Annotated in this window: 12 protein-coding genes; 5 read left to right on the top strand and 7 right to left on the bottom strand. The window is 38.5% G+C overall.

Annotated features, from left to right (window positions below):
* Positions 1-50 precede the first annotated feature (50 nt).
* The 3 genes from ND855_RS17330 (at position 51) to ND855_RS17320 (ending at position 4194) form a co-directional block, all read left to right on the top strand.
* The gene (locus ND855_RS17330; protein ID WP_265359644.1) at positions 51-782 is read left to right on the top strand and encodes a ubiquinone/menaquinone biosynthesis methyltransferase; all 732 of its coding nucleotides are present in this window, start codon (positions 51-53) and stop codon (positions 780-782) included.
* Positions 783-950: 168 nt separating this feature from the next.
* On the top strand, positions 951-2714 hold the full coding sequence (locus ND855_RS17325; protein ID WP_265359487.1) for an LruC domain-containing protein: 1764 nt from the start codon (positions 951-953) through the stop codon (positions 2712-2714).
* A 64-nt stretch (positions 2715-2778) separates the two neighbouring features.
* The gene (locus tag ND855_RS17320; RefSeq protein ID WP_265359486.1) at positions 2779-4194 is read left to right on the top strand and encodes a non-ribosomal peptide synthetase; all 1416 of its coding nucleotides are present in this window, start codon (positions 2779-2781) and stop codon (positions 4192-4194) included.
* A 55-nt stretch (positions 4195-4249) separates the two neighbouring features.
* Here ND855_RS17320 and ND855_RS17315 read toward each other — a convergent pair whose 3' ends face one another.
* On the bottom strand, positions 4250-4621 hold the full coding sequence (locus tag ND855_RS17315) for a PAS domain-containing protein (RefSeq protein ID WP_265359485.1): 372 nt from the start codon (positions 4619-4621) through the stop codon (positions 4250-4252).
* Between the two features lie 26 nt (positions 4622-4647).
* The gene (locus tag ND855_RS17310; protein WP_265359484.1) at positions 4648-5052 is read right to left on the bottom strand and encodes a hypothetical protein; all 405 of its coding nucleotides are present in this window, start codon (positions 5050-5052) and stop codon (positions 4648-4650) included.
* Between the two features lie 75 nt (positions 5053-5127).
* On the opposite strand from ND855_RS17310, the gene ND855_RS17305 reads away from it, so the two are divergent.
* Complete coding sequence (locus tag ND855_RS17305; protein ID WP_265359483.1) at positions 5128-6363, top strand: methyl-accepting chemotaxis protein; 1236 nt, start codon at positions 5128-5130, stop codon at positions 6361-6363.
* 42 nt (positions 6364-6405) lie between these two features.
* Positions 6406-6900 (top strand): DUF4442 domain-containing protein, encoded by a 495-nt coding sequence (locus tag ND855_RS17300; RefSeq protein ID WP_265359482.1) that lies wholly within the window; start codon positions 6406-6408, stop codon positions 6898-6900.
* 24 nt (positions 6901-6924) lie between these two features.
* Here ND855_RS17300 and ND855_RS17295 read toward each other — a convergent pair whose 3' ends face one another.
* The 5 genes from ND855_RS17295 to ND855_RS17275 form a co-directional block, all read right to left on the bottom strand.
* Positions 6925-9003 carry a hypothetical protein gene (locus ND855_RS17295; protein WP_265359481.1) on the bottom strand — a complete coding sequence of 693 codons (2079 nt, stop codon included), beginning with the start codon at positions 9001-9003 and terminating at the stop codon, positions 6925-6927.
* A gap of 144 nt (positions 9004-9147) precedes the next feature.
* A complete protein-coding gene (locus ND855_RS17290; RefSeq protein WP_108961089.1) occupies positions 9148-9612 on the bottom strand; it encodes a TraR/DksA family transcriptional regulator in 465 nt (154 codons plus the stop codon).
* An 8-nt stretch (positions 9613-9620) separates the two neighbouring features.
* A complete protein-coding gene (gene rpmG / locus ND855_RS17285) occupies positions 9621-9782 on the bottom strand; it encodes a 50S ribosomal protein L33 (RefSeq protein ID WP_100715880.1) in 162 nt (53 codons plus the stop codon).
* Between the two features lie 34 nt (positions 9783-9816).
* Positions 9817-10761: a bile acid:sodium symporter family protein gene (locus tag ND855_RS17280; protein WP_265359480.1), complete on the bottom strand. Its 945-nt coding sequence runs from the start codon at positions 10759-10761 to the stop codon at positions 9817-9819.
* Between the two features lie 9 nt (positions 10762-10770).
* Positions 10771-11970 (bottom strand): aminotransferase class V-fold PLP-dependent enzyme, encoded by a 1200-nt coding sequence (locus tag ND855_RS17275; RefSeq protein WP_265359479.1) that lies wholly within the window; start codon positions 11968-11970, stop codon positions 10771-10773.
* Positions 11971-12014 lie beyond the last annotated feature (44 nt).

Raw genomic sequence — 12014 nt, 5'->3', positions numbered from 1 at the left:
TCAAAATTGCGGGAATTGAAAATGTCCAATTCATGGATGTATCGACCTCTATGAACCAATACAAACTGCCTTCCCAAGAAAAGAAACCCGAATATGTGAGAAAGAACTTTGATGGAATCGCGAGAGCTTACGACAGATTCAACGATTGGAATAGTTTTTACCTACATCGAATCTGGAAGGATTGGGTTGTCAAAGAAGCGAAAAAAGAGGTCCCTAACGCAACTTCTGCACTGGATCTTTGTTGTGGTACAGGTGATATTACCTATCGGTTATCCTTGGACCCCCAATTGCAAACAGTGGTAGGACTCGATTTTTCAGAACAGATGTTATCCTATGCCTTCCCGAAAGTGGAAGGGAAAACACAGGTTAAACTCCTTGTAGGTGATGCTATGGACCTGAAACAATTTTCCGAAGGGAGTTTTGATATTGTAACCATGGGTTTTGGCCTTAGGAATGTTTCTGATTTAAAAAAATGCCTATTTGAGATCAAACGTGTGTTAAAGAAAGATGGAGTGTATGTCAATTTGGATGTTGGTCGTGTGAGACCCAAATTCCTGAAATATTTTGCTGATTTTTACTTTTTTAAAATCGTCCCTTTGTTTGGGCATTTGTTGTACGGGAAACAAAACGAAATGTTTGATTACCTCCCCCATTCTTCCAAACTTTACCCTGACCAAGAATCACTTTCTCTCATCCTAAATGAGGTTGGATTTACTAATGTTCGTTTCCAGAATTTTGTCTTCGGAAATGCAGTTGCCCACATTGCAAAAAAGGGAAAATGATGTTTTTTTAAGCAATTATGTCTGATCAGTTTCAAAAATTGTCCTTTTTTTTGATTCCTGTTCGTACTTCTACCCAGAAATCCCATGGATTTCCCTAAATTTTTTCGCAAAAGCGTTGATTATTTTCAATATTTGTCGTTTAATCCCCTATATAGGTAGGAAAAAAATATGAATCGATGGATCATTCTTTTGGTGCTTCCACTCTTTCTTCTGGATTGCTCCAATAAGAAAAAAGGAATGTTATTACTCCCCTTTTTAGGGCTCGGCGATGGAACCACACAGGCCACTACGGCTTCCGCAAATGATGGTGATGGAACATTTACTGTGGTAGGATTGGAAACAACAGATCCAAGCCAAGTAACAACACCTGATGCCAATACAAACACTGGTGATACTGGTAATTCCGATACTCCTTCCGTAGTCACTCCTACACCAACTCCAGCGGCTCCAACACCTGCTCCCACAACCGTTAATAATGAAACAACAACGACTGTGGTTGACCAAACCAATGGTGGAGATTTTAATTTTGAAACAAATATCACTGTACCAGTTACTGTTGTGATTGTGAATGAGGCTGGTCCTGTGACTAACGCTCCTGTCACTGTGACTGAGTCCATTACAACAGGGGAACCAAATGTTGTAGGAGTCGGAACTACTGACAGCAATGGTTCAGTCACCATTCCAATCAGTGTTCCTCCTACAGTTGTTTCTGTAGATATCAGCGTTGTGGGTGTGAATCCAACAACAGGTGAAGTTGTTGAAATCGTGGGTTCAGCTCCTGTACAACAACCAGCAACTGGCTCCAATTCTGAGGGTACTGTTGTTGTAGCACCAGTGATCAATGTAGACACTACCAATTTCCAACCTGTGAATGGTTGTGTGCAAGCAGTTGACTCTGATTGTGATGGAATTGCCAATAATTTTGACGAATTCCCAGATGATCCAAGCTTAGCAACCATTGCAAGATCTGGACGTTATACAATTGCATTTGAGGACATGTTCCCTTCTGCAGGGGATGCGGATTTAAACGACCACTCTACAGTTTTTAGTACTGAGATGGATAAAACTCCAACTAACAAAGTAAAGATCATTCGTGGAACTTATACACATGTTGCAAAAGGTGCAGGTTACAATCACGAATTGAGACTTTCACTTGATGTTCCAACAAATGCAACTGTTCAAATCAGTTACCTAGACGGAAGTGGAAACCCATGGAATGGATGTGCTTCTGCTCCCAAATACACTGCCAATACTGCAGGTGATTGCACTGGTGGAACACTAACTCCTGCACAACTCAAACGTGGTGTATTAATCCTCCCAAGTTCTGATAAAACATTGTTTGGAAAGAAAAATGCTCCTGCAGCTGGATCTACTTTTACAATCAATGACTTTGTAAGAGGGGTAACTGCACAAGTTACAATTACTTTCGAAGAACCAGTGGATTTGAATGCGACTAAGAACCTAGTTGGGGGACACCTAAACTACTTCCTTGCAATCAACCAAAAAACTGACGGTGTTTTCAGACAAATTTTCCGTCCAGGTTACTTCAAAGATGCAAAAGGAAAAGACGCTTTCCTAGACAAAAATGGTTTCCCTTGGGCGATCATCGTTCCAGGTGTTTTCAACCACCCAACAGAAGGTGCTGACATTCGCAAACCATCTACTTCTGGTTACATTTTCTTTAACTCTTGGATGAACTCCAATGGTGTTGCTCATAAGGATTGGTATTTACACATCGACCAAATCCCTGCACCAAACCGTCCATCTTATGTAGTTAGAGTGAGTGATTTTTACACAGACAATGGATTTACTGCTTACCTCATCAAAGCGGTTCGTAATAACGCATTTGAAGTATCAGCAAGCCTCATCGTCGTAGGAGCTGCGTTAGGTTTTCTCATGAAACGTAAAATGGGAAATCCAAAAGCTGCTTAAAAACAATTCTACCTAAACAAAAGAAATCCTTCCTCCGAAACCACGGGGGGAGGATTTTTGTTTTATGGCCTCTCTTTTACGGTTCGCTGACAAAGATTACTTTTTATCTGGCAATTTTTTCGAAGACCTAGAGTTCCACCATCCGATCCTTGTAGATCCACTTTGGCAAGGAACGAAGTTAGAAACTCAATTCCAACAATTCCCTCTCCCAGTTTTAGAAACACCAAACCACCGCTCGTTTGGTTTAGTGACATCCGGGTCCACTGGAGTCCCAAAAATAGTATGGAAAGAGTGGGAAGAAATCCAATCAGAACTTGAGGTTTGGGCAAAGGAAAAAGAAATCCAAAGTTTTTTAGATGGGATAAGGGAAATCCAAGTCCAAGTCCCCTTTTGCCATCTCTACGGCCTTCTTTGGGGATATTTACTTCCAAAACAGTTAGGTTTACCCATTGTCTTTCGGGATGGATATAACCATTCGGAAACAACTCTCTACATTACTTCTGCCCCCCAGTTACAACTGGCATTTTCACAAGGTATGCAACTTCCAAAACGAGCCATTGTTTCTGGGATGAAATTTCCAGTTCCACTCGCTCGGGAACTCAGAGAAAAAACAGAAATTTCAATCATTGAGATTTATGGGTCCACAGAAACCGGGGGAATGGGTTACCGTGACCCACTTAGGCAAAACAGATTCCAATTGTTACCAAATTTGCAATTTCAATTCCAATCCGTAGAGGAAAATCAGGAACTTTTAGTCAAAAGTCCATTTGTTTCAAAACAATATTATTCCTTACAATCGAGTGCATGGGAACTACATAAACTGCCCACTAATTCATATTATGCGACAGGGGATTTAGGAGAAAATTCGGATCTAGGATTTTATCTTTTAGGAAGGAAAGACCGTATTATCAAACACAAAGGGAAACGAGTGTCATTGGACCGAATTGAATCAGAAATACTTGGTTTAGGACTAGAAGGTCAGTTTTTTTGTGTACCAGTGCATCATGAAACAGGTGATACAATTGGGTTATTTACGGATTCTTTACAACCTATTGATACCATCTACCAGACGTTACGCAATGAACTCCCAAGTAGTCATGTTCCAAGAGTGATTGTCAAACAAAACGAAATCCCAAAATTACCAAACGGGAAAACTGACTATTCCAAAATCTCAAGTTTTTGTTATGAAGAATTCCTTAGGCTTCAATCGCTAAAGGAAAAGGGAAAAAACATTCAAAACATCAATTCGGAAACCACAATTCCTGAAATCCTCGAATCAATTTTGGGTTCGGTTCCAAAACCAGACCAACATTTCATCTATGATTGTGGGATGGATTCTATCCTCTTTAGTGAACTCATTTTGAAATTGGAAAAAAAAATTGGGTACCCAATCCCAGAAGAAGATAAACAAACTGGATATTTATTCAGTTTGTCAGGGCTTGAAGAATATATCAGGGAAAAACTATACTTGATAAAATGAAAACTAAAGGGGAAAAACTTGTTCCTCCCCCAGTGTTACTCAATTGGATTCTTTTTTATCTTAATTTTACAAAGATCCAATTTGAATTTGTACCTTTGTCATGATACAAATGAATCACCACATTGGTAGGTTTCATTTTGTAAGTAAAAACATAATTGAAAGCGATGTCCAAATCACCTGAGATCATCCCTTCCTTAAACCTTCCATAAAAAATACGGTTATTGGTACAGATGGCTACTTCAGTGAAAAAGTTTTTCCCTACCGCTGTTTGAATGGGAACATTGGCTAGTTCTGATTCATATTTGTTGTAGAGTAAAATTTTACCTGATTCATCTACCTTTACAATTCCAAATGGGTATGCATCTGCATCCGATTGGTTAAGGGATCCGAGTTTACCTAAAATACTTGGGTCAATAAATTTGCTCATTAATTTCGTTCCTGTTCGAATGTGTTTTATGTTTCGTATTCTGAATACATCGAATTGAGTTGTTCTTCCATACCTCGGATGAGTGCCATCACCTCAGAAATAGAATGGGTTTTTGTTTCCTTTAACAACATTTCCTTTTCCGCATATAAATCAGAGATTTGTTCTTCAATCGAATCTGACTCTATAGAATTTGACGGATTCCCTGTCGCATTCGTCACAGAATTTTCCTTTTCTGCATATAAGTCTTCCACTTGCATCACCAAATCTTTTGTGACTTCGATGAGGCTTGTCACGTCCTCTGCACCTCTGACTTGATTTCGGACCAACTCATTGATCCAATATATGACGGAATTTTGTGATTTCGCCTTCTCTAAACGCAAACGTTCTGAAAGCGGGTAGTGTTCTTCAATTTCCCTTTTCGTGAATATCATAGTCTAATGATTAGATGTATTTTTCGTTAAAAATACGCCAAAAAAAATGAATCCTACAAAAAATTAGGGAAACCAATGCCACAACAAAAAATCTTCAGTGAAAAAGAGAGACTCTACTCTCGATTGGTTTGGAATGATTCTATCAACTTAGTCCTTTTTCTCCTCCTCGCAGCTATGTTTGGATTCCAATCCATTTACGGACTACTCCCAGTACCACTCCAAATATTAGCTGGTTTGGTGGTTTTTGTTACATTCGTATTTTCTATTTTTCGAATGATCCAAAATAAAAATATTCTAAAGGAAGATTTGGTCTCAAATCATTTAGCCGCTGATCCAGTTTTATTACTTTCCGGATATGGAATTGATATCCACGAATATTCGGAGTCTCTCACAGATACATGTTCTGATTTGCAAAAAAGATTGGATGCCATTGGAAATCATATCATAGAATTAAATGCGAAAATCCAAACGACAGGAAGTGATATTGATCGTGTGTATCAAATTGTTTCCCAACTCGCTTCAGAAGAAGTAAAACTCATGGATGCAGTGGGTAAAACTTCCGAAGAAATCAACATCATGTTTGATATTGTAAATGTTGTCATTGCTGAGATCCAAAGCAGAAATGAAACAATGGAGAATTTAGTACAATTAAGCAAGGATGGTAGAAAAAAAGTAAATGATACCAATTTTACAATCCAAAGGATCAGTGAGTCCTCAGGGAATATTCTAAAACTCATCGACTTCATTAATGGAGTATCCAAACAAACGAATTTACTCGCAATCAATGCGGCCATTGAGGCAACTCACTCCGGTTCCGAAGGGAAAGGATTCACGGTCATTGCCGATGAAATTAAAAATTTATCCACAATGACTGCAAACAATGCAAAACAGATTTCGAAAATCTTAAACGAAAATGTGAATGATTACAAGAAAGCTGAAAAATTAGGAATAGAATCTGGAGATGCCTTTCAATTCATCGCTTCGGAAATTCATGTTGTTCATGGAACAATCGCGGAAGTTGTACAATCCATTCAGGAATTAAAGTCGAGAGGTGGTGCCATCCTTTCCAAAGCAAAAACATTAGATGATGTTGCAGAACGTGTGCGAGATACTTCTGGTGAGGTTTATGGTGAGATTGTTACAATCAATTCCAACCTAGACGAAATCCAATCCTTATCCAATACAATCCAAAATGAATGTGAAGAGATTCGTTCTGCACAACAAGTGATCCTAAAAACAACTGAAATTTTAAAATCACAAATCAAAGACATCCATTCTGTCACAGATAAGATGATGATGGGAACCACTTGAAAAGAGATAGACCGATTGTTCTATAATTCAAAAACTGGGTGAATGAGAAATAGAGAGATATTACTCGAATACAAAGTTCATCCCCTTTGGAAATTTTTAGAAGAAACTTATGGTTTTGAACAAGCATTCCGAATGTTCAAACCGTATGAAGGGGCAAACATCTTACCAAAACTTGTCGATCGAAACACAATGGTAGTTTCTATGCCACTCATTCTCTCCAATACAAATTATGTAGGAACCCATTTTGGTGGTTCCTTATATTCTATGTGTGATCCTTTTTTTATGTTTTTACTCATGGCGAATTTAGGAAAAGATTATATGGTTTGGGACAAAGGAGCCAAAATCGATTTTGTCAAACCAGGTGAAGGCACGGTGACAGCAACATTCCATCTTCCTGATTCAGAATTTGCAGAAATCAAAAATCTTTTACAAAAAGAGAAAAAAACAATTAGAACCTATGAGGCTCTCGTTGTTGGTGAAGATGGAAAAACTGTGGCTCAAATTACCAAGGATTTATACATCCGTAGGCTCACCTAAGCACAGTAAAATGATTTTCTTTATTTAAAACTGAAAACGACCTAAACCATCAAATTGGGATTTTGGTAATCGAAATTCCAATTTAGATCTGGTATGAATTTGGATGTAAGTAGCACCTTTGGGAGCGTCTCCAGTCCAAACATAACCAGACTTAGTTTCCGAAAATAATTCTTGTTTGATCTGATTTCTTTCTATATTTAAAAAATTAATTCCAACAAGAGAGGATTTTGAGTTTGTTTCCAAGAAAATTCGGCCACTACGGGAAACATTTATATCTACCAATTTCCATTCCCAAATTTTTCCATGAAATTCATATTCATAGTTAGGTGATACAGGAGGGATTGTATATGCGATTTGATAATCTTTGATTTCATTTTTACGAAATTCCGACCCAATTCCATAGGTTAAAAATTTCTGTGAATGGAACAAACTGTAGTTTAAAGGAAGACCAACTGACAAGATGAGGAGTAAGGGAGAAAACCAAATCGTTTTCCTATACTTATCAAAACTGGGAGAAAAACCAGTTCCTTTTTCCCCTAAAAGAATGAGATAAAAACATAAAAAGGCACCATCCGAATTTTGAATTTGGACTCCAAATAAAAATGGGATAAGAAGTAAAATTCCTTGTTTCCAAAGCCCTCTTTCCCAAAGGAAAATCCCGATATAAAATAGAAAGACAATGGAACCAAGGATGCCTAATTCATACAACATCCAATGGTAAAATGTAGGTGGGAAGTCAACGAAGGGAATGTTGGCATTTGATCCATTTTGTTCTGGGGAAAGTAAAAACAATGGAAAAGATCCAATCCCATTTCCCATCCATAGGTTTTCATGGATCCCCAAATTTGCTACTTTGATGAGCTCATATCGGACCAAATCCAATTGTTGGAAGGCTAAACTGGGAGAATTTGGGAATGATTTTAGAAATAACATAAATCGTTTTGCTAAAATCACAAGATCCCATTCTTTTGGTACTAGACTAATACCGTAGAATGCCAAACAACCTAACATTGGCAAAACGAAATACAATCCAATTCGTGTGAAAATTTTGGTTTTAGATGATACAATCCATAAATCTGTTGTGAGTTGGATGAATCCTACTGAAACAATCACACCCCATATCACCCAAAAAGCCTTTCCTTGTTTTAATCCCAACCAAGTGAGAAGGAAAAAAGATAGGATTAATAATATTAAACTAAAACGTTCTTTTGATTTTCGCCAAATATGAGTTAACTTCGTCATCCATAAAAATCCGATGACGGGAAGGAGCCAAGATGCCGACCCTGAGTCTTGGAAAAATCCGGTTGTACGACCTGCACTGACACTTAAGTGAGTCCCCTGTGAAAAAAATTCCAAACTCCAAATGGATTGGATACACATCACCAAAAGATTGATTCCAAATCCTAAAAATAGTCCAAATCGAATTTGTTCAGATAAACTATCCTTTGATGGAGTTGGCATCGAACGTTCTTCTGAAAAGAAATACAAAATGACAAGTGTTAGCGGAATTAGTATTTTACAAGAAAGCCCCATGGCCTCTCTTGAAGAAAGTTTTGGATAATACAAATATTCTTGGATCCCAAGACCTGTAAAAATCCCCATTCCTTGGTATTCCAAAAAACACAAAATAGTTAAACAAAAGATAAAAAATAAAAATCCAAAATAGGTAGAATACCAAATGGGCAAATTTGATTTTCCCGTAGGATTTCGAATCATCCAGTCGGTAATGATTTGTTCAGATTGTTTTGGCAATGCAGTTTCATTGCGGCCAAGTAACACAAGTAAGCTTTCTCTAACCCAAATCCCAAGGATGGAACCAAGAAGGAGTCCCACTAATTGGTAAGAACCCACCATTGGTATTCCCGATAAAAAGGGAAGTCTAACAAGAGTCATCGCCGATAGACTTGTCCAAACCCTTCCCCATTTCCGTTGGTACAATTGTGGGAAAAAACCAAAGGAAAACTGGAAGAAAAAGGAAGGATAAAAAAGTGTTTGGGGAACAGGCTCTACGTACCGGTGTAAATTCCAAACGAGAATACTCGCACCAAAAAAAAATACTAAGTCAAGGATTGGTAAAGAACGAAGCCTATCTAAAAAACTCACGATAGAAAGAGTTTAAGGAATGGTATGGCGAATCAATTGTATTTTCAGATAAAAAAGAGAATTCGATCTAGGGAATCAAAAGAGGAAGGGATCTTAAGGGAAAACTTCTAAAATGAGTGTTGGGACAAAATCAGAGGATTCTCTCTAGTCGAGAGAATCTACATCCATTCCAGTTGTGGGGTATGCCGATAGGGAATCCATTCGGTAACCACCTGCACGGTTACGGCTTTTTGCCATTTGTTCCGCGTATTCTACGGTGAATCTTGTCCACGGGATGGCTTTGAGTCTGGCAAGGGGGATTTTTTTCTTTGTCCCTTCACAGATACCATAGGTTCCGTTTTCAATTTTCTCTAAGGCGAGTTCGATCTCACGTAGAGTCTCAATTTCGTTTTCTGTCAAAACAGAAGTGAGGGCTTCTGAGTTGAGTTCGGATGCGATGTCTGCAATATCTCCCATTTCCTTAAGGCCAGAAGGAGAACTTGTATCTTCCCACTGGTTGAGTTTGATGAGAAGAGATTCTTTTTTCTCTTGGAGGAGCTCACGCACCTCTTCGATGAACTTCTTGTCGACTCCCTTCTCGGCGGAGGATTTTGCAGCTGGTTTAGGCATCTTATTCCTTAGACTTTGGATTCCTTGTGATCCGTGTGTGCTTTGCAAAATTTGCAATATTTTTTTGTCACAAGTTTTTCCGACTTTGTCTTCTTGTTTTTAGTCTGGAAGTAATTTGACCGCCCAGGTATCGCACATGGGACACAGGTTAGTTTTATGATTTCTCTCATAATTTATGCCATGACGTACCGACCCCATATATAGTCAATCGACAATAGCGGGTTTTTTCAATTCCTTCCGAAAATAGCTAGCAAAGAGGCTTCCGAGTAAGGAATGAGTGAGACTCGAGAGTGCACTAGGAATTGCTGTGTTTGGATCGGCAAAATGGGTCTTGGCAAGGACTGCTCCTAACCCTGAATTTTGCATTCCCACTTCGATGGAAATGGTTTGGGAGATTTTTGGATTCCGAGTGAGGACCCAAGCAAAAAGTCCTCCCAGTCCAAACCCACCTAAATGCAAACAAATCACTGCTAAAAAAATTCGGTAGTCTGATGTGATGATGGTCTCTTTCCCACTGGCAATGATGGAAGCAACAATCATTGCAATGAGGAGTACAGATAGTACGGGAAAAATATCTTTTGTTTTCTCTGTTGCTATTGGGAAAAAAGATTTGAGAAAAAGTCCAAGTCCAACAGGCACAAGGATCACTTGGAAGGTGGTGAGAACAAGTCCCAAGCGGTCTATCTCTAAACGACTGCCTATAAAAAATGCAACTAACATGGGAGTGAATACGATACCAAGGATCGTCGAAACAGAAGTCAGAGTGACACTAAGTGGAACATTGGCCTTTGCAAGAAAGGTAATGACATTGGATGCAGTTCCACCAGGGCAACACGATACAAGAATCAGTCCTACTGCATATGCTTCAGGTAAGTGAAACCAAAAACCAAGATAATAACCTAACAAAGGCATGATGGTATACTGCAAGATAGTACCAATGAGAATCGGTTTGGGTTGTTTGAAGATCCTGAGAAAATCATCCACTTCTAATGATAATCCCATCCCAAGCATAATGAGGCCTAAACTGTAAGTGATCCAAGGCCCCTTAAACCAAGAAATTTTTTCTGGTTCCAGAAACCCTATTCCTGCAATCCCAAGTAATACAAGGGGAAATGCATTTACGATTTGTTTTGAGAGATTTGTTAACACAAGTATTGATTATTTTTGCAAATAAGTTTGTAAATGGGTTCTAACACGATTTACATGTTCTTCTTCAATCCCAATATGAGGTGCCATTCGAAGTCGACCTAGGCGAACCGCCGTGATGATTCCATGTTGTTTGAGATGGGCCTGGATGGCTTCTGGTTGGAATTTTTTAGGGTCTTTGTGGTTTGTAATGGCTAAAATTCCTGTTTTGACGTCGGGGAAAGCATCTGATTCCAGAGTAAAACCTAACTCGTGTAACATGTCTTTTAACATCCCTGCTACTTCGTAAATTCTTTCCTGGACTCGAGAGAACCCAAGAGTAGATAACATTTTGAGGGAGGCAAAAAAATAAATCCAATCGTTAAAATTGATGGTACTTTGTTCAAATTGTTCGGCAGCGGGTTTCCATTCGTCTCGATATGGAAAATAATTGGAATCGTTGACAACACTTGCTTGTCCTTTGAATACCAGTTGGAATCCTTTCGATTCTTCTTTTGAAATATAAATCACACCTAATCCCAATGGACCAAGTAACCATTTCCAAGCCGCAAACGCACAAAAGGCCACTTTGATTTTGGAAAAATTAAGTGGGATATGACCAACTGCTTGGCTTCCATCAATCACAAGTTTGGTTCCATAACGTTCACATAATGCTGAAACAGTTTCCATATCAAACACTACACCCGTACACCAATGAACAGGTGATATACTAAGGATGAAAACATCCTTTTTTTCTAGTTCAAGTTTTAGGTTTTCTAAAAATTCATTGGGAGTGTTCCCTACTTTGACAAAACCTAATGTTACACCTTTGTTTTGCCAATGTTCCCAAGGATACACATTACTTGGGTATTCGTTTTCCAAAACCAAAATCCGTTTACCTTTTGGAATTTGGATACTATGAGAATAAAAATTCATCCCCTCACTGGTGTTATGTACAATTCCTATCTCTGGTGGATCACAATGTAAAATTTCTGAGAGATACCCACGAATTTCTTTTTTGATATAGGGTTCCGAAAAATTAGGAGTGAAGATTCCAATTTTTGCATATTCCTCTAAATACACATTCATCATTTGAATGGCATAGGTCGAAACAGGGGTGGTACCACAATAGTTCAACCAAACCGATTCTTTTTGTACGGGGAAATACTCGGAAATGCCTTTCCAGTTAGAAAATTTCGGGAAGGGAGGGAAAACAGATGGAGATTCAGACATGTAAAAATAGAAATATCTGAAGCGACAGAAGAGAAAAGTAAAAA

It is taken from the genome of Leptospira paudalimensis, from assembly GCF_026151345.1.
GTDB classification, from domain to species: Bacteria; Spirochaetota; Leptospiria; order Leptospirales; family Leptospiraceae; genus Leptospira_A; species Leptospira_A paudalimensis.
The sequence above is the reverse complement of the archived record's forward strand: the minus strand, read 5'-3'. Positions and strand labels throughout refer to the sequence as shown.